The following is an 18,820-nucleotide window of genomic DNA, read 5'->3' as shown; positions in this document are numbered from 1 at the left end:
TTAATTACATTTATTTGCTAAACTAACTTTTTTCGCACTTTCCTATCGCCTGCATTGTTCCGTTTAGCTTGAATTGGTACAATATAGGAAGAAAGATAGCGAGGTGAACAGCATTGAATGTGATCAAAATCAAGGATCGGCAGGAGCTTGACCGCCGGGTTCCATTGATGCCCTGGTATGTGGAGAAATTTATTAACTTTAAGCTTCCGGACTTGTCTCCCTCTTCTTTGCTGGAGTATGTAAGAGATTACGAGACGTTCATGGGCTGGCTTATTGCAGAGGGATTATCTGACGCAGACAAGGTGAAGGATGTTCAACTCATTGAGCTGGAGAGGCTTCATATGGACAGCATAGACAGCTTCAGGATGTTTCTTGCGACCAATCCAAACCACAACAATACAAGAACCACCATTACGCGCAAGCTATCCTCTCTCCGATCACTCTTTCATTATTTAAGCCAGATTGCGGAGGACGAAGAGTTCTATCCGCTTCTGAAGCGGAATGTTATGGCCAAAGTCTCAATTAAACGGACGCATAAGCCAAAGGATACAGCAGCCAAGTTAGAGGGAAAACTGTTGCAGGAAGAGGAAATATCCGAGTTTCTCGCTTATATCCATGCTGATTACGAGAAAGATATTGCTTCTAATAAACAAGCCCTTTATTCTTACAAGCTGAATCAGACGAGGGACTGCTGTATTATCAGCCTGATTCTGCATTCTGGTCTTCGGGTATCGGAGGTTGTGAATCTGAACGCAGATGATATTGATGTAAAAAAGAAGCTCGCCTACGTATATCGCAAAGGTAAGAACGATGATACCTTCAAGACACCTGTCTATTTCCGTCAAGAAGCCGTAGAAGCTCTTACTGCTTATCTGCAAATGCGTGATTCTCATTACAAAGCGCCCAAACGTGAAAAAGCCCTCTTCCTTGCCATCGCGAATGGCAAAAAAGAAGGCTCTCGAATGACGAAACGCGCCATTCAGGAAATGGTGATCAAATATGCGAAGCGATTCGGCAAACCTTACTTAAGCGTACATAAGCTTCGCCATTCTTTTGCAACCGATTATTATTTGCGTAACGATATTTATATGACACAGGAGCAGCTTGGGCACGCCTCTCCCGAGACGACCCAAATCTATGCTCACCTTACGGATAAAACAATGGCTGAGGCGATCGACCGGATCAAGCAAGCAAGTGAAGCAGCCAATGCCAACTAAGTCTGCACCTGCGATAATACCGCCTCTTGCATGTTAAGCTGTGTGTTCACAAGCTTCGCATAGATACCGCCATGTCTCATTAATTCATTGTGCGAGCCCTGCTCAGCAATTCGTCCATCTTCTACAACTAGGATGAGATCTGCATCGCGTACTGTCGACAGACGGTGCGCGATAATAAAGGCGGTTCTGCCATTCAGCAGAGTCTCAAGCGCTTCTTGAATATGCTGCTCCGTTTCCGTATCGACACTTGAAGTGGCTTCATCCAAAATAAGAATTCGTGGATCCGACAGCAGTACCCTACCGAAGGCTAGTAGCTGCCTCTGACCTACCGACAGCTTCGAACCACGTTCCTCCACCTCGGTCTCATATCCCTCATTCATATGTGCAACAACCCGGTCCAGCCTTACACTTTCAGCTGCCTGCTGCATTTGCTCCCTTGTTGCCCCGTCATTGCCGTAACGTAAATTTTCCTCAATCGTCCCGGAGAAAATAAACGAGTCTTGGAGCACGATACCCATCTGTCTACGTAAGGATTCCAACGTAACGTCTTTCACATCTAACCCGTCGATTTTCACCTTACCGCCAGTTGAGTCATAGAATCGCATTAACAGATTGACGATTGTACTTTTCCCCGCTCCGGTTGGACCAACTAACGCCACTCGTTGTCCCGGTCGGACGGTAAAGCTGACCCCATGAAGCACATCCGGTTTCGTCTCTTCGTATCGGAATGATACGTTCTCGAATACCACTTCACCACGAATCGCCGGCATACGGCGAGCGTCTGCCGCGTCCGTCACCTCCGGTTCGGTATCGAGTATTTCGAAGATTCGTTCTGCAGAAGCCATTGCCGAGAGTACTTGACTGTAAACCTTGGACAATGCGCTTAGTGGTCCCCAGAAACGCCATAAGTAATTGATAAAGGCCATAACGAAGCCAATCGTTAGCGCATTATCCATCACTTGCTGCGCTCCAAACCAGATCACGATACATGTACCAATCATTCCGACTAACTCAACGAGCGGGTATACGGTTGATTCGAGCATGATTGCCCTCATAAATGCCTGCTTGTTGCGGAGGTTAATCCCTTCGAAACGCATACTGTTCTTTTGCCCGCGAGAGAACGCTTGCACAACACGAATACCTTGAATCGTTTCGTTCAGATGCCCGTTAATGGCTGACATCGTCCTGCGTGAACGAGTCCAAGCTCCCTCAATCCGAGGACGTAACCGATTCACAATCAGATACAGCAGCGGCATCATTATAAAGGATAACAAGGCCAGCTTCCAATCCATCCAGAGCAAGATTGCAACAATCCCTACCAGATGCGTGACTTCCATAACTGTGGTGATCAGACCGCCATTAATAAGCTCGCCGATGGCATTCGTATCGTTTGTGATACGAGACATGATCTTACCAGCTGGACGTCCGTCGAAGAATCGGAATGACAGCTTTTGCAGATGATTAAACAGCTGCTGGCGCAGATCGTACAAGATACGTTGGCCTGTAAAGTTAATATATTTCGTATGCGCCCAGCCGCAGGCCCAGCCGATCAGCTTGATACCAAGCAAGGATATGCCGAATAGATGAATAGCTGTAAAATCCCCTTTTGTAATGCCTTCATCGATCAAATACCCAAGCAGCAAAGGCTCCGCAAGGCTTAAGATCATATTAATAAGGACAACGCCGATAATGATGCTGAGCAGCCTCCGATATGGCTTCAAATATCCAAGCAGCCTTCGCATATAGACGAGATTAAACGGTTTCTCCTCAATCTCGCTGTCGTCATCCCATTCCACTTGACTCATGTATTCCCCTCCTGTCCTTTAACGTCCGGCTGCAAGCTTCTGACGCTCAAATAATTGGCGGAAGAACCCATTCCGCTCGCTTAATTCCTTATGAGTACCTTGCTCGATTAGCTGTCCTTGCTCCAGAACAAGGATACGGTCAGCATGCTGAATCGAAGATAAACGCTGTGCGATAATAAAGGTTGTTCTGCCCTTCATGACTTCGAGCAGCGCTTCATGTATGGCAGACTCCGTCGCAGTATCAACACTTGCGGTTGCTTCATCGAGTACCAGAATCGGCGGATTCATTAAGATCGCCCGAGCAAGTGCCACACGTTGTCTTTGTCCACCGGATAGTCCAACTCCACGCTCACCAATTAATGTATCGTAACCATGAAGCATCGTAATGATAAAATCATGAATTTGTGCTTTCCTAGCCGCAAGCTCGATTTGCTCCATTGTTGCATCTGGATACCCGTATGCAATATTGTCTCGGATCGACGCGGAGAACAAGAAGGTCTCCTGCGGTACGATGCCGACACTGCGGCGCAAGCCGTCGAGCTCATACTCTCGTACATCTACACCGTCAATCAACACCCGGCCTGATGACACTTCATAGAACCGCGAGAGCAAAGCGATCAAGCTGCTTTTACCCGAACCGGTTGCTCCCAGCACGGCGATAACTTCACCTTGCTTAACTTCGAAGTTAATCTCGTCAAGAATAGGATTGTCCTTCGAGGGATCTTGATCGTTGAAGTAAAAGGTCACGTCTTGGAAGGAGACCTTCCCGCGCATGTTGTCCGTCGTTACACCAGCCTCTGGCGATACAATATCGCAAGGGGTATCCAACACTTCGAAAACACGTGGTGCCGCCTTAATCGCCTGCTGCATAATATTGATCTGCCAGCCTAGCATATTGAGCGGCCAAATAATACCCCATGTATACCATTGGAATGCCATGAATGTACCAAGTGTCATCTCACCGCGAGCGACATAAACGGCTCCCAGCCAGATCATCAGAACGAATGTCAGGCCGCCGAACAAGCCCATTAATGGGAAGGCTTTCGCTTCCAGCTTTGCGCGTTCCATATTGGTGTCAAAGTTCTGCTTGTTCCGTTCAGCAAATTTCTTCTGCTCGGCTTCTTCTGTTGCGAACGATTTCACAACACGGATGCCTGCGATATTTTCCTGCAGCGTAGTCGTCAGTCGTCCGGTCTGTTCCCGTATACTTGACCATGCCGGCCCTACCTTGTTACTGAACCACCACAGTACAAGCAGAATAAGCGGAATCGTCACCGTGCTGATCAGTGTAACCTGCCAGTTCATCCATAACATAAAGATCATCGTACCAACAAAGGTTAACAATCCTGTCAGCAGCCCCATTGCACCAAAGCCTACAAAGTTCTTAACCGCATCAATATCACCAGTCATACGGGACATTAACTGCCCAGTCTGCGCTTTGTCATAATAGGAGAAAGATAATCGCTGCAGCTGTGCATACATCTGCTCCCTCAGCTTGAGCACCACATTTTGTCCAACAAGCTCTTGGGAATAACCTTGCAGGAACATCCCTGCACTTTTGAGCGCTTGGACGCCAACAAGCAGTAATGTCAGCCACATAATGAGAGATACATTGCTCTTCTTAATTCCCTCATCGAAGATTTCCCGTAATATCCATGGCGCTACCAGGTCAAACATCGTGGCGAAAATCATAATGACGATCGCTGCTGCCGCCCATTTTGCGCTAGGTCTTACATAAGCCAGTACCCGCAATAATACTTTCACTTGTATTTCTGCCTCCCCTCTCAGCTTAAAAAAGAACAAAAAAAGACCTCGAGCCGTAAATAGGCTCGAGATCCTCATACCGATCGAACATCAATAAGCATAAGTAACCCGCTTAAAGTGGTCGTATCGCGAAGGCGGCCTGTACGGCATGCTTGGAAGAATGAACATAAACAATCATTGCCTGTTGTTGTTGATTCCACATGCCGGACACCTCTTTCCCTCGGAAAATTTTTCATATAATCTGTTCGTATCGTAACAGACCAACTCTTACTTACGCAATAGCTGATTTTGTCGAATCGCTATCTATTTTACAAATCGCCCAATTGACTTGCATCCTTCATGGAGATGCCTTCCTCCACCGCAAACTCGAAGTCTTCGATATCATAGATCTGGACAGGGACTCTTGCTTCGAGCAGCTTATCTTGAAAATCGAATTGATCAGACAAGAGCGGGATTTGCAGCTTCGAACTAGTCAGAAGCAGCTCTGTCTCAATCGGATCAAAATATTCTCCATAATGTGCGTTATCTACAGCATGCACAATCGTGAAATGAATCATATCATTCAAGATCAGCGGAGAGCTTTCGCGCCAAGGCACCTGCATGGAGCGCTCGATTTTTTTCCGATTCAAAGGATCTTCGAAAAAGGTAATAAGCTCCCCAATTTTACTTTTCACATGCGCATCGTCATCCAAGTCATCCATAACGGGTTCCGCCCCGTCTCTCATATCGTAAAGCTCAAGTATCGATGAATAAGGCACGACGTAATCAACTGGACGGCTCGGAATGAGAAGATGTCCATACGTTGCAACCATTACTGCTTCTATAACAAATCGCCGTCGCATGTTTGACCCCTCCTTCTGCTAACCACGGTTCCACATTATTATACAATATTCCAATCCCTGTACAAGATAGCCATTCGCCAAATTTGCATTAAATCCGCAGGTAGCGGTACAATGAACGTTACTATGTTTACGAAGTATGAATAATTACTTATAGCTCAAACAGATATCTGTGTAGTTATTCCTTTTAGGAGGTTTCACGCGTGATAAAAGAAGACGCAATCATAATTGGGGCAGGCCCATGCGGCCTCGCTGCTGCTATCGAGCTTGAACGGATCGGACTTCATCCCGTTATTATTGAGAAGAGTAATATTGCCCATTCTATCTCCATGTATCCTACTTATATGCATTTCTTCAGCACGCCGGAAAAGCTGGAAATCGGGGATATCCCCTTCACAACACCAAATGATAAACCATCCCGCCTCGAAGCGATCAATTACTATCGGACGGCTGCGCTGCGCAACAATGTTCGAGTGAATGCATATGAGACCGTACTTCGGGTAGAACGTCAGGAAGACGGCCTATTCCACTTAACTAGCACTGATCGATACGGCGTAGAGAAGCAATATGAGGCACGTTACGTCGTTGTCGCAACCGGATATTTCGATCATCCGAATTATCTCGGCATCCCGGGCGAACAAATGGATAAGGTGACGCATTTCTTCCGTGAAGCTCATCCCTATACCGGCATGGAAGTTGCAATCATCGGCGGAAGCAACTCGGCCATTGACGCTGCACTTGAGCTTGAACGTGTTGGAGCTAAGGTGACTGTTATTTATCGCGGTGGGGACTACTCACGCAGCATTAAGCCTTGGGTAAGACCAGGCTTCGAAGGTAAAGTCAGCAACGGTATCATTCGTATACTTTTTAACTCTCGTGTCGTTGAAATCGACAGCCATCATGTTATCGTGGAAAATCCGGAAGGTAATCATACTGTAGCCAATGATTTTGTACTTGCCCTTACAGGCTTCCATCCTGACCGTGATTTCCTGACAAGCACAGGCGTGAAGATTGAGGAAGAAGGCTTCCCTTACTTTCATGAAACAACAATGGAGACGAACGTCCCTGGCCTGTTTCTGGCTGGTGTCGTCGCCTCCAAGCATGAAGCGAATGAAATTTTCATTGAATCCGGACGCTTCCATGGTACGAAGATCGCCCAATATATCGCATCGCTCAAATAAGTTACTTCCTTTGCTCGCCCAGTCTCTTTCTCAGGGATTGGACGAGTTCTTCGTTTGGCTCCTGTCCCCCGTACCGAACTTCGTCATATAGACGAGTCAGCTGCTCAACATCTGCATTGGTCTGAGGCTTATTACGCCAAGCAAGAATATCTGAGCCCGTTTCTTTAACGGTAAAATGCGGCTTAAACGAGTATCCCTTCCCCGTCGCACCAGCAACGAACCAACGGTATAGATAACGAACCTTATCTCCCGTAGTACGCAGTTCCTCCCAGCGGGCTTCCTTCTTCTTGCCAGGTTTAAGGAACCTGTCACTCCATTTGGACTGTGACACGAGACTTTCCACCTCATCGGTATACCCTTCAGCACTGTCCTTCCTGTCACTTGCACGCTCCCATATCCGGCCTAATGCTTTGTTAAGGAGCTGATAGAGCTTACGCCCAATAAAGTATAAGAGGACCACGATGCCAATGATCAACAAAGTAATGCCGATGTATTTAGCAAGATGCTCCAGCCATACCAACCAATGTGGAGGATGATTAGCTTCTACCGGAGGCAGACCACTTTGCTCTGGAGGTGTATCTGCTGGCTGTTCCTGGACCGGATCTTTTGATCTGTTCATCCAACCCATGATTCGATTCATGACAGCGTGAAAGAACGCTTCAATAGAACTCTGGAGCTGACGGAACAATCCTGCAATAAGCAGTAATACAGCTACGATACTAAGCATAAACCGGTTTTGTCGTTTGAACACTTTAGTCGTAGCAGATTGGATGGCTCCGCCGGAATGAGTCTCGTAAGTAAGTAATCGTTCATTAATGATATAAAGTAAAAGAACGAGTGCTGCGATCCCGCATATGGTCAGGAAGATAAAATACGGCTCAAACTGCTCACGTAGATGAGCTGCGATCGTTAGAATCACGTACAATATGACACTTACAAACATAAGCGTATTCGGGAAAGCTGCATACCAGCCTTTTGTAGCTGCTCTCATCCCATTTGTAGAAATGAATGCTCCTAGCAGCCCTAGAATAAGAACCGTTATGCCTGGAAGTTCTGCATTAAATGCTATTAATACAGCTAATAATAGAATCGTCTGCCCAGCACCGAGCAGGGTGGCAATAAGAATACGGTAAATCCTTCGATTTACTTTCAGTTTGCGAATCCATAACGCTCCTAACGTATATACGATTGGAAGCGTAAGCAGCCATGAAACCATAAAACTGCTCGTTGAAGCATAGAAAGCAGCTATAAATAGAATCGGCAAGTAGAATAAGGTCTCCATACTTCCCTGAAGCAGCCGCACCCAGATCAGATTACGCGAATTAGATTGGTTCATCCCGCTTCACCTGCCTGCTGCTCTGCTTTTGGCTGTTCGGTAAGGGTCCAATGAACGACTGCATTGCCATTACGCCGCAGTCTGTCAGCTTGATATTCCAGCTGATCGTTCCAGAAGGTCGAGATCACCAGAACATCACGCTGCGCATATCCGCTATCTGCTTCCCGATTCAGCAGATCGATAAACGGCTCTGTCCGGAGCAGCTCCAGCTTCGCCATCGCTTCGAATATTTCAGACAAATGTCCGCCGCCGCTGCGTGGTTCGATGAGTGTGCTGCCAAACTCACCGATAATCGGCATGTTCGTGCAGAAGCCTGCTTCCATCCCACTTTGAATAACCGATTGAGCAGCTCCAGCTGCCCATTCAATCCCATGTTCGATTAGTTCTTCATCATTAACAGTTCGCCACATGTTCTCATTGTCTTCCACGTTCAAATAAATCATAAGCTTGCGATCAGCCGTGTAATCATATTGATGCACCTGCAGCTTGCCCGCTCTAGCCGTCGCTTTCCAATTCACCATCTTATGAGTATCGCCTGAACGATAATCCCGTGTTCCCATCACAACAAACGGATCCTCAACAATCCATCTCCTGACGGATAGTTCCCCTTGCCAACTATGTGATGGAAGCTCGTGAACGGGTACATCAGCTGGAGTAGGATATACGATCAGCTCGCCATTAAGAGCAATCTGCTTCGTTTGATGAATGAAGCCTAGAAGATCACCGGCTGTCATTGTAACCGATTGCAGCTTATACCAGCCGCGCTTGGTACATACAATGCGATGTCTTCTTGTAATCTTTGTATTTGGCATTAAGGTAAAGAAGCTTTTATGATTTTGAGACAGCGTACCGCTGCTCACTTCGAGATTATCTTGACGATGGAATAATAAGTCCGACGATAACTGCGACTCTACCCTCATCCATGGGACAGGCAGCCATTTGGCATTCGTCAGCTGCTCGACTAGTTCAATGGTTTCGCCGCGGTAGCTGACTCTCTTTTGAAATTTTCGTTCATAGCCAATTTGCTTTAGGCCATAACGGTGAAATAATTTTGCCTGCAGAAAAAACACAAGAATAGCTGCGAATGCGACCCAGAATATAATCATCCGCTCACCACTATCGGGAGGCGATCCCAGCTTCCGCAGGTACTGCGGTTTGCCGGATAATATCTTCAATGATGACTTCGGCCTGCTTATGAGATCTATGCATCCCTTTAAGGGACAAACGATGGGCAAGAACCGGCTTTGCCATTGCTTTCACATCATCCGGAGTGACGTAATCCCTGCCTCGTAAGATTGCATGCACCTGTGATGCTCGAAGTAAAGCTTGACTGCCACGCGGACTGACACCGATGTTAACATCTTCTCTGGAACGAGTACGTTCAATTAATTGTAAGAGATATTGCAGCACTTCATCGGATACTCGAACCTCCGCGTAAACACGCTGCGCCTCCGCAATATCTGCTGCTGTCGCTACTGGCTCAAGCTGACCCAGAGGATCGGCATTATTAAACCGTTTAAGAATTTGAAGCGCTTCTTCCGTTGTGGGATAACCCATCTGGATCTTGAATAAGAAGCGGTCCAATTGAGCTTCCGGCAGTGGGAATGTCCCTTGATGCTCGACTGGGTTTTGAGTAGCAATAACCATAAATGGCTTGTCCAATCGTTTGGTCTCACCATCCACACTGATCTGGCGCTCCTCCATACATTCGAGGAGACTGGATTGCGTACGAGGTGTCGCTCGGTTGATCTCATCTGCAAGCAGCAGATTAGTGAAGAGCGGCCCCGGACGAAACTCGAAGCCGCCATCTTTCTGATTATAATATTGAATACCGCTAAGGTCGGATGGAAGCAAATCCGGCGTAAATTGTACCCTGCGGAATTGAAGCTTAAGAGATTGTGCTAGTGATTTGGCGAGCAGGGTTTTTCCCGTGCCAGGAACGTCTTCGAGCAGGACATGGCCAGAAGTAATTAATGCGATAAACAACAGCTCGGTGACACTATCTTTGCCGACAATAACCCGGCCAATATTCGTATTCAGCTTCTCTGCTAATTGGTTGATCGATTGGAATGACATGTGCAAGACTCCTTTTTCGTTATCGAATGACTCCCGTTATTATTACGCCCTGCCGTAAATTGTCTTCTGTAATTGCTGAAGATCTCTCCAATGAATAACCCGAATCCCTTCCGTTTTCAACGTCTGCTGGATTTCCGGGTCTCGGAACAATTGAAACTCCATTCCCCGCTTCTCAGGCTGACCATGGAAAGCAAGCAGCTCGTCAGTTACGAGCGATGGATGGAATAACAGCTCCGTAACGCCCGGCTGAAGATGGTGAATCAGCTGCTTGAGATCCGTTTTGACAGATTGATACGTCTCACCTGGCTTCATCGGGAATGGCAATCCGAGCAAATAGTCAAGGACGACAACGCCCATCGCATGTGCTAATAAGCCAAGCTGCCTTGCCTGCTCCACAAGCTCCTGTGGGACCATCTGTTCATTAGCTGCAGCAACCTTACGAGGCAACCGGAAAGGCAAGCCGTAAGCCGCACACACTTCAAACGCTTCTTTCAGAAAATGTCTGCCTGTTTCAAGTCCATACAAGCTTCCCATGTGATTATCAGCATGAGTAGGCTTTATCCCGAGAGCAAGAGCAGCTTCGATCTGGGCAATCATTTCGTCTTTTACCTGCCGCGGATCAGCTTGCAGCTCGAAGGTTTTACAATCTTTTGGAAAATAGCCGTCACTAGTAATAAGCGACTGCGTATCACTGCCTTTATTAACTGGCCCCCACCGGTAAGCATCCCACTCACTCGTGAAGGTAAAATGAATGCCGACATCGTAACCCGGATGCTTGGCACTCCAAAGAGCCGCTTCCTTAGAGGACTTGCAAGGCATCATAATCGTTGCCGAACTTACCACATTCTCTTGAAGCAGCTGCTCAATTCCTTTATTCGTGGACGGACATAATCCAAAATCATCTGCATTAATAATTAACAATCGTTCCTGGCTGCCATATCCAAGCGATGCTGCGACGTTCATATCGACTCATCCTCTCTACAATTAGCAACATTAACGAACTATGCCTGACTTGATCTGCCCTACATTAGCTTACTTTGAAACAGCTCTAATAGCTGCTTTTCATTACTGTCTACCCAATCGCATATTCGGCAAGTCTGATCGATGAAACCTGCTAGAATGTCTGCCTCATCTAGTCCTTCTTTGTACCGGTTCGTGAAATGAAGAAATACATCCAGCACACGAAGCTTAATGAGAAGCGGTAACGCTTCCAACTCTTCCTGTGTCAGACTGCCTTCTGGGCCATACCCTTCACAGAATAGCTGAATCGAATTCCAAATGTCTGAATCCTCACCTTTGAAAAAGTCAATGAGAGCAACAACCAGCTCCATTGGTCTTACATCAATCGTGCAAAACTCAAAATCCAGAACACCAATAATGGAATCACCCTCAGCAACTGTATTGCTAAAATTTAGATCCCCATGAATCCATTGATGTGGCAATCCTCGCAATTCTCTCATTTTGACCGAAAGACCTTTTAATTGCGTCATGATTACAGCAGCTTTGTCCGCCCGCTTCACAAACTTCTCAGACGACTGAATAATCATTGGAAGCTCTTGGATAAGGGAAGAGTAAGTCTCTTCAATCAAGTAATACGGGTCATAAATAGGAGCTTGCTGAATCGATAATTTCCCAAGAGCTTTAGACAATCTAGCAGCGATCTGACCAAGCGATTGAATATGGGCCTTGTGAACAGCTTGCGGCCGTTCTCCCGGTATATATCGATACATGGCTGCAAGTGCCCCGTCTTCACATTGGGAAATTGTCTCACCCGAATGGTTCCACACGGGAACCGGGATTTGAAATCCAAGCTCCTGCTCTTGAAGGGCATGTAAGACATGATGTTCCAGCTTAACAATGTCCCGATTCCGATGATTGTTGTAAATGCGAAGCACGTAACGTTCAACGCCTGCCTTGATCATTCGAGTTGTATTGTTCATCCCGCTTTCTCCCGGCACAATCATCCAATCGGAATCGAGCTGGTACTGCTCAATCAGCGCTGCGATTGCGTACTCTTTCAATCCGTGCTTCCTCCTTACATTTGCTGCAGCCGCTCCACACGACTCATTAACGTTTGCTTCCAGCTGTCTGACAGCTCCTCTACCGCAAGCAAAGCAGTCATGCCCTCGAGGTCAGTCTTTCCTTCGTACATGACGCGATTAGCTTCCGCCAGAGAGATCGCTGCAGGATGCCGCTTAACCATCTTGAGGTCTTCGCCTGCACCAACTTCCCCTTCTTGCAGCACTCGGAAATAAAAGCCCGTAAATCCGGTCTGTTGAACATGTGCTGTCAGCTCTGGCCGCTTATGACGAATACCAAGCTTGAAGCATGGCTGTCTAGGCTGGCTGACTTGCACGACAACATTCCCTGCCTGAAGGACGTCTCCGATGCACAAATCCTGCTCTGACCATTCCGATAAAGTCCAGTTCTCTCCGAAAGCACCATAGCTCAGTTTATTGCCCAGCCACTCTTCCCAATAGGGGAAATGACGCACGAAATAGACGCAAACGGCTTTGTCCGGCCCGCCGTGATGAACAAGATCTGCCTGCCCGTCTCCGGACAATCCGGCAGTGCTTAAATAATGCTTGTCGTTCGATGCCGACTTGAAAATGCCGGTCTGTATGGGCTTTGTGCCATGCATGGCTGCTACAGGTATTCCGACGTTTAGAGATACAATACGGCTGTTTTTTATTTCCCAAGACATTTGCTTCTCTTAGCCTCCTGTCCTAATCTACTCTCCCACTATTATAATCTTATTAGGGAGAAGATGGCAAAAACATCTTTTGCCTGTCTATTATTAATGCCGTTAATCAGCCTAAAACACCTATAAAACCAGCCTTTTCAGCCATGAATAACTAGTCTTTCAAGACTACTCTTCGACACCTTTTGTAGCATTCGAGCCTGTCGTGTCGAAAACGTTTTTATTGTGTTGTTTTATGCGGTTCCCCGGGAAATAACAGGCGCAATATTTCCTCATTTCCCAAAGTTTTCAGTGAATATGGAATTTTCGCTCAATTCGGATGATTTCACCTCTTGGCCGCTTTAACCGGCTTTGAAGCTTCGCCAGATGCTGCTTCCGGTATTTTCGATCCATGACCATGATGAGCACAAGCAGCACCCCCGTTCCAACCGCTCCCCATATCCCAAGCGCAAAGACAGACAGTACTCCAGAGACGATCAGCCATACAAACGCCGTCCAATTGACGAATGTACTGTATACACCTAAATGCCAGGGAGCATCCTCCAGCAAGCGATGCCTTCCGTGCAGTCTCAGCTTCATCCCAATTGGAATCGCATAGGCCAGCTGCAAGCATAATACTCCTAATCCAAGTAAGCTGGAGATATCCACCTCTCCCCCATCGACCAGTCTCCCTACTCCAAACAAAATAACGGAGATGACAGAAACAGCTAGTATGGCTGGTAGAGGGGTCTGTAGTTTCCTTGTTACTTGAGACAATATTCTGCTGAATGGCAGTGCCTGATCTCTTGCCAAACAGAAGACAGCCCGCGAGCAGACAAGCATCTCGCTGTTCCCACTCCCCCATATAGCAGCAGCGATAACGAGAACAATAAGTGAATTGCCCTGCCAGCCATCGAGCGCAGCAGCCGCGAACAGGTTGTCACTACTGCTGAATAAGGTTGTGCCCACGATCGCAGGAAGAACTAGCGTAACGCACATCAAGAGAACGAATCCTCCAATCATGGTGTACACCGATGATAAATAGATCGCCCAAGGAACACGAACTCTTGGATCACTAATTTCCTCAGACGCCTGGGCGGCTCCATCCATCCCTAGAAACAGCTTCTGCAGCACAAATACGCCAGCGATAAAAGCCCACGGCGTTACATGACCATCCAACGAGGAATTTTGAAAGGTATATAGCAGCTCTGGCGAATACACGCTTTGCCCGAAAGTAATATAGATCCCGCCAATTATGGCAGCAAGAATCGCAGCCTGCAGCAATATCCCGGCTTCCAGCATAGAGCCCAGACGGCCTGTTCCCCAATGGTTCACTGCAGCTTGCAAAGCAGTAATCCCGATTAGAAGCAATCCCGTCGATAGCCACGAGGAAGAATAGCCAAGCCATACAGCCAGCATTTTATCCAATATATATGCACATGCCCCATTCATAACCGTCATAATTGCAACATGTCCGGCGAGATGGAACCATCCGGCATACCAGCCCCACCGCCTTGTTCCAAGTGCCGACGACCAATGATAGACACCGCCAGCTGTCGGCACGGCTGATGACAGCTCCGCAAGTGAAGCACTTACGAGAAGTCCAAACAACGCAAGGATTGGTAACCCAATACTGACGACAGAGGGTCCCCCCTGATTCAGTGCAGGTCCAGCTAACAAAAATATGGCTCCAATGAAGCCCATGGATTGAAACGAAAGGCCAAATGACGCGGCGGCGCCTAACCGCCTCCGCAGCTGCTGGGCGAGCCCAAATAAATTAAGATCATGCTTATCCTGCTGCGACTGGGCATATTCGCCATATGCAATCATACTTATGTGCTTCGAAGCACGAATACTATTCTGTGCCCTCGCCGTAATCAACAAGGCACAGACACAAACAATGGCAAACAGCACCAGACCAATCCAAACGGCGACCATCATGGAACCCCTCCCTACTACGATAATGTATGAGGGAGAAAGATCGGTCATGTCAGGCAACAAGAAGAGGGCTGCCCATAAGGACAGCCCTCCATGCCGGCAAGCAGCCGGACTTTTATAATTCCGAGAATCGCAGCATTGCGAATGATGCGATAACAGCCGCCGCCCATGCCAAAGCATGAATGATCAGCCATCGCCATCTTGCCTGAAAATCCAGCCTTCCAAGTGTCCAAACATTAATTCCGATGAGGAGTAAAATGTAGACCGAAACGATAACGAAACCATATGCCTTTTGGGATCCGGTTGATGGCGCCATAAATCCATAGAGTAGTACAATACCGCCAATGAGTACGTAGGGAAACAAAGCGCCAAGCACAAGATGTGCGATAAAGCCAAGCCATTTCTTTTTGGCCATTCGGACCAGCTCCTTCTGGCAACTCCCCTAGCATGTCCATTGCCGTCTCTGCTTTAGTTGTTTGGTACCATAACACCTAATGGCCCGCTCTCACTCACGATATCCTGAAGATCATAGGCCGAAATCGGAAAATACGGAAACCCATAAGCATAAGGGGTCAACTCGTACAACGAAAAATAAATGACGATCGAACGGTCCGCAATATAATAATCCTGATCAGGCCGGATCGATTGGAACGGCTCCAATGTACTTATGTCCCGATCCTTAATCTGCTTGTCGACTATCTCGGATATCCGGTGAATGTAGGCACTCCCCGGTTTGAACAGCTGCGGAAGACTGTAAGCGTGTCCAGTCGATACACGAAAAGTGAGCGATACCTGCAGCGTTAATCCATGCGTGCCCCCCGAATAGGTGTAATTAAATAATGATAGGCTGAGAATATCTCTCTCGTTGGTCTTCACTTCATAATACCCGGTCATTTCAGCCCGGGGATCGTCCAGCGAGCCCTGCTCGTCTACCAGCTGTTGAGCCGCTTTACGAATGGATTCATTGATTCGCTTGATCGCATCATCATTCGGACCGCCGCTTACATAAGGAATCCATAGCTCCGCTTTGGGGGAAGCCGCTCTTGCCGATTGGACAATAACTGGAGACTGAAATGCCATTTCGAAGACACCTACCTATTTGGTCAGATGCTCCATTATATGCAGGGTACGTCTCATTTCATGCCACTCTATCCCGCCATGTGACGATGAAGATACTCCAATGTAGGCAAAACCAGCCTGCTCATAGAATCGGATGAGATGAGGCTCGCACATGAGAATAATCGCGTCATGTCCTGCCGCATCACATTCCTTAACCAGCTTGTTCAACAGCATGGCTCCAATCCCCTGCCGTCTTGCTTCATCCGCTACTGCGACGGTCAGGATACAGAAATTATTCCCTTCTTCATCATCCTGCTGGTCGCCCTTCATTTCATCGCCACAGGAAAGTGCCGAAGTACGAATGCCGTTCGTAATCCCAAGCAGTTTATCTCCCGACCATGCCGACCAGAAATAACCCGGGTAATGATCGAAGCGATAACGAAACCCTTCCCGCGTGGCCGCAGCATCCGGTACATAACAGCGCTGCTCCAGATGCAGCGCTTCTTCCAGTTCGTCTTTCTTAATCAGTCTAAGCTCGATATTGCTCACAGCAGCATTTTCTCCCGTTCAGTCAATCTTCTGCCTTTTACATCAAGAACAAGCTCGCCATTATTTAAGCCAATGATCCGGTCGGCAAACCGCTCCGCCCAATCCCCTTGGTCGAGCACGGCAATAACGGTCACTCCCTGCTCCTGGCTAAGTCTCTTCAGATCAGATAACACTCGGTCAGCTGTATGCGGATCCAGGCCGGCTACGGGCTCATCTGCCGCAATTACCTTCGCGCCATGCACCAATGCCCGGGCAATAGCAATACGCTGCCGTTCGCCGCCGCTCATTGTGCTAGCTTTCTGATGTGCTTTGTCGATCAAGCCTAATTTTTCAATCGTATCCATTGCACCCATATAATCATCACTGCGCAGCATGCCTGTCCATCTGCGCCATGCCGGAGTTTGAGTAACCGCCCCGATGCTGACATTCTTAAGGCCAGTCTTATTCTGATGAAGCGAAGGCTTCTCTTCCAGATAAGCAACTGCCCGGCGGATCTTCAGCTTACCTGAAAGGCCCGACTTGAATATATCTTCCCCTTCAAAGAAGTAACTTCCACCAGACCACTTTTGCTGCAGTGCCAGACATTTGAGCAGCATCGACTTCCCGCTTCCGCTAGCCCCTTTTATTGCAATGAATTGGCCGGGCAATACTTCAAAGCTGATGTTCTTCAGAATGGTAGGCCCGCCGGGAATTTGCTGTGTCAGATTCATTATTTTCAACATTAGTCCATGCCCCTTTTTGTAAACGCTTCGCAACTCTATAAATCTAGTTTACGAGAAACAAAAAATAGTTTCCACGCGAACAAATGTTTGCTATAATAAAAACAGAACAAGTGTTCTTAATATCCTTCATCCCATAATCATTTAAAGGAGGCTGAATCACCATGAATAAGAGCTGCGAAAACTTTCGTTATTTAGAGAAAGGATGGCCGCGCCGGGACTTAACGTTTAAATTTTACACGGACGGAACATTAAAGATTATCGATAATCTTGCAGAGGAGGTGATTTCGCCAAATGATTTGAAGGGAGACAGCATGGACTTTTATGTTCGGCGTCGTATCGCCTTTATTAAGAATAAATTGACCAACGCTCAGATGAAGTATGCTTAACCTACTTAAATACAATGATGTAAAACGGAATGCAAGATGACCTTAAGTGGCATCCTGCATTCCGTTTGCCTTCGTTACGGCAGTTGTTTATTAATTCCATTCAAACTTGAAGGGCGGTTTGCAACTTTGTTCAGCTTGAGGCCAATGGCTTCAGACTTGCTGCTGGATTGGTTTTGGCGGTTCTGCGTTTTATCAGCTTTATTAAACGGCATGCTCATCACCTCCCTGCTCTTTATGAGAATGATTAGCATAATTCATCTGAAATAAACATCCCATTTGCCCCTTCGTTGACGTAGGGCTTCTAATGAGGTAGATTGTTCATACGATGAACTTCACCAAAGGAGCCGTGCTTTATATGAAGCAAAATCTTTTTTTCGACCTGGATGACACTCTAATCCATTGCAATAAATATTTCTATTTCGTTATCGAGCAGTTTGTTGATGCGATGACGACATGGTTTGCCGGTTATGAAGGCGTTAGTGCCGAAGCCGTGCGTAATAAACAGACAGAAATTGATATTGCAGGTGTAGCTGTGCTCGGATTTAAGAGCGAGCATTTCCCGCAGTCTTTTATCGATACATATAACTATTACAGTGACCTGACCGGCCGCAAGCGCTCCTCCACGGAGCAAGACCTTTTGTGGAAGCTTGGTCTTAGCGTCTACGAGCATGAGACAGAGCCTTATCCCAATATGGAATCTACGCTTGATAAGCTAGCTGGAGATGGCCATATCCTCCATCTTTATACTGGTGGTGAGCTGACGATCCAGCGCCGTAAGATTGAACGTATGCATCTGGAACGCTACTTCAATAATCGGGTTTATATCCGCCGCCATAAGAACAGCGAGGCACTGGAGCAAATTTTGGCTCAAGGCGGTTACGACCGCGGCTTAACCTGGATGATTGGCAACTCTATCCGCACGGATGTTGTTCCGGCGTTAACTGCTGGCATTCACGCCATCCATATGAGGGCGGAATCGGAATGGCAGTATAATGTGATCAATATCGAAGTAGAGCCAAAAGGCGCCTTCTTCACCTTAAATAACCTGCTGGAGGTCCCTCCTGCAATCCATGACTACATTAATCGCAGATAACAATAAGAAAAGGAGTAAAGCGGCCTTTAAACTGGTACCCACAGACTAGACACTTAAAAAAAGGTGTTTGGGCTGTGGGTGCCTTTTTTGTATACTAGGAAAAGCAACTGGGGGGAACAAACATGAGTAAGAAACGCTTTAGCAAAATAGAATGCGAAGGTCTTTCGAAAAACAA

The 18,820-nt window shown here is 47.2% G+C and carries 19 protein-coding genes; 4 read left to right on the top strand and 15 right to left on the bottom strand.

Translation table 11 applies throughout. From position 1 onward, the window contains the following. Window positions 1-113 precede the first annotated feature (113 nt). Window positions 114-1,217 (top strand): tyrosine recombinase XerS, encoded by a 1,104-nt coding sequence (xerS, locus tag AB4Y93_RS00095; protein WP_441888002.1) that lies wholly within the window; start codon window positions 114-116, stop codon window positions 1,215-1,217. On the opposite strand, the gene AB4Y93_RS00090 is transcribed toward xerS, so the two are convergent. From AB4Y93_RS00090 to AB4Y93_RS00080, 3 genes are all read right to left on the bottom strand, one after another. Beyond that, window positions 1,214-3,022 carry an ABC transporter ATP-binding protein gene (locus AB4Y93_RS00090; protein ID WP_441888001.1) on the bottom strand — a complete coding sequence of 603 codons (1,809 nt, stop codon included), beginning with the start codon at window positions 3,020-3,022 and terminating at the stop codon, window positions 1,214-1,216. The two genes, xerS and AB4Y93_RS00090, sit on opposite strands and share 4 nt — an antisense overlap. An 18-nt stretch (window positions 3,023-3,040) precedes the next feature. After that, a complete protein-coding gene (locus AB4Y93_RS00085; RefSeq protein ID WP_441888000.1) occupies window positions 3,041-4,786 on the bottom strand; it encodes an ABC transporter ATP-binding protein in 1,746 nt (581 codons plus the stop codon). A 308-nt stretch (window positions 4,787-5,094) separates the two neighbouring features. After that, window positions 5,095-5,628 (bottom strand): ADP-heptose synthase, encoded by a 534-nt coding sequence (locus AB4Y93_RS00080; protein ID WP_441887999.1) that lies wholly within the window; start codon window positions 5,626-5,628, stop codon window positions 5,095-5,097. Window positions 5,629-5,828: 200 nt separating this feature from the next. On the opposite strand from AB4Y93_RS00080, the gene AB4Y93_RS00075 reads away from it, so the two are divergent. Next, window positions 5,829-6,806, top strand: coding sequence for a YpdA family putative bacillithiol disulfide reductase (locus AB4Y93_RS00075; protein WP_441887998.1), 978 nt, complete (start codon window positions 5,829-5,831; stop codon window positions 6,804-6,806). A 1-nt stretch (window position 6,807) separates the two neighbouring features. On the opposite strand, the gene AB4Y93_RS00070 is transcribed toward AB4Y93_RS00075, so the two are convergent. From AB4Y93_RS00070 to AB4Y93_RS00020, 11 genes are all read right to left on the bottom strand, one after another. Beyond that, the gene (locus AB4Y93_RS00070; protein ID WP_441887997.1) at window positions 6,808-8,142 is read right to left on the bottom strand and encodes a DUF4129 domain-containing protein; all 1,335 of its coding nucleotides are present in this window, start codon (window positions 8,140-8,142) and stop codon (window positions 6,808-6,810) included. Continuing rightward, window positions 8,139-9,317: a DUF58 domain-containing protein gene (locus AB4Y93_RS00065; RefSeq protein ID WP_441887996.1), complete on the bottom strand. Its 1,179-nt coding sequence runs from the start codon at window positions 9,315-9,317 to the stop codon at window positions 8,139-8,141. Before AB4Y93_RS00065 ends, AB4Y93_RS00070 begins: the two co-directional genes overlap by 4 nt. Beyond that, the gene (locus tag AB4Y93_RS00060; protein ID WP_441887995.1) at window positions 9,259-10,218 is read right to left on the bottom strand and encodes an AAA family ATPase; all 960 of its coding nucleotides are present in this window, start codon (window positions 10,216-10,218) and stop codon (window positions 9,259-9,261) included. The genes AB4Y93_RS00065 and AB4Y93_RS00060 overlap by 59 nt, the downstream gene beginning before the upstream one ends. A 42-nt stretch (window positions 10,219-10,260) precedes the next feature. Beyond that, window positions 10,261-11,181, bottom strand: coding sequence for a polysaccharide deacetylase family protein (locus tag AB4Y93_RS00055; protein ID WP_441887994.1), 921 nt, complete (start codon window positions 11,179-11,181; stop codon window positions 10,261-10,263). 59 nt (window positions 11,182-11,240) lie between these two features. Beyond that, window positions 11,241-12,239 carry a phosphotransferase gene (locus AB4Y93_RS00050; protein ID WP_441887993.1) on the bottom strand — a complete coding sequence of 333 codons (999 nt, stop codon included), beginning with the start codon at window positions 12,237-12,239 and terminating at the stop codon, window positions 11,241-11,243. 14 nt (window positions 12,240-12,253) lie between these two features. Beyond that, the gene (locus tag AB4Y93_RS00045) at window positions 12,254-12,922 is read right to left on the bottom strand and encodes an MOSC domain-containing protein (RefSeq protein WP_441887992.1); all 669 of its coding nucleotides are present in this window, start codon (window positions 12,920-12,922) and stop codon (window positions 12,254-12,256) included. A gap of 285 nt (window positions 12,923-13,207) precedes the next feature. Continuing rightward, a complete protein-coding gene (locus tag AB4Y93_RS00040; RefSeq protein ID WP_441887991.1) occupies window positions 13,208-14,839 on the bottom strand; it encodes an amino acid permease in 1,632 nt (543 codons plus the stop codon). A gap of 112 nt (window positions 14,840-14,951) precedes the next feature. Then, window positions 14,952-15,251, bottom strand: coding sequence for a hypothetical protein (locus AB4Y93_RS00035; RefSeq protein WP_441887990.1), 300 nt, complete (start codon window positions 15,249-15,251; stop codon window positions 14,952-14,954). 53 nt (window positions 15,252-15,304) lie between these two features. Continuing rightward, window positions 15,305-15,916 carry a DUF3298 and DUF4163 domain-containing protein gene (locus AB4Y93_RS00030; RefSeq protein ID WP_441887989.1) on the bottom strand — a complete coding sequence of 204 codons (612 nt, stop codon included), beginning with the start codon at window positions 15,914-15,916 and terminating at the stop codon, window positions 15,305-15,307. Between the two features lie 15 nt (window positions 15,917-15,931). Then, on the bottom strand, window positions 15,932-16,444 hold the full coding sequence (locus AB4Y93_RS00025; protein WP_441887988.1) for a GNAT family N-acetyltransferase: 513 nt from the start codon (window positions 16,442-16,444) through the stop codon (window positions 15,932-15,934). After that, the gene (locus tag AB4Y93_RS00020; protein WP_441887987.1) at window positions 16,441-17,166 is read right to left on the bottom strand and encodes a phosphonate ABC transporter ATP-binding protein; all 726 of its coding nucleotides are present in this window, start codon (window positions 17,164-17,166) and stop codon (window positions 16,441-16,443) included. Before AB4Y93_RS00020 ends, AB4Y93_RS00025 begins: the two co-directional genes overlap by 4 nt. A gap of 161 nt (window positions 17,167-17,327) precedes the next feature. On the opposite strand from AB4Y93_RS00020, the gene AB4Y93_RS00015 reads away from it, so the two are divergent. Then, complete coding sequence (locus AB4Y93_RS00015; protein ID WP_167273811.1) at window positions 17,328-17,552, top strand: hypothetical protein; 225 nt, start codon at window positions 17,328-17,330, stop codon at window positions 17,550-17,552. 74 nt (window positions 17,553-17,626) lie between these two features. Here the strand turns inward: AB4Y93_RS00015 and AB4Y93_RS00010 are convergent, their stop codons facing one another. Further along, a complete protein-coding gene (locus AB4Y93_RS00010) occupies window positions 17,627-17,764 on the bottom strand; it encodes a hypothetical protein (RefSeq protein WP_441887986.1) in 138 nt (45 codons plus the stop codon). A 143-nt stretch (window positions 17,765-17,907) separates the two neighbouring features. On the opposite strand from AB4Y93_RS00010, the gene AB4Y93_RS00005 reads away from it, so the two are divergent. Beyond that, a complete protein-coding gene (locus tag AB4Y93_RS00005) occupies window positions 17,908-18,645 on the top strand; it encodes an HAD family hydrolase (protein ID WP_441887985.1) in 738 nt (245 codons plus the stop codon). The last annotated feature ends 175 nt before the right edge of the window (window positions 18,646-18,820 follow it).

It is taken from the genome of Paenibacillus sp. YAF4_2 (genome assembly GCF_052113225.1).
In the GTDB taxonomy this organism is placed as follows: Bacteria; Bacillota; Bacilli; order Paenibacillales; family Paenibacillaceae; genus Pristimantibacillus.
This window is presented reverse-complemented; position numbering and strand designations above follow the sequence as displayed.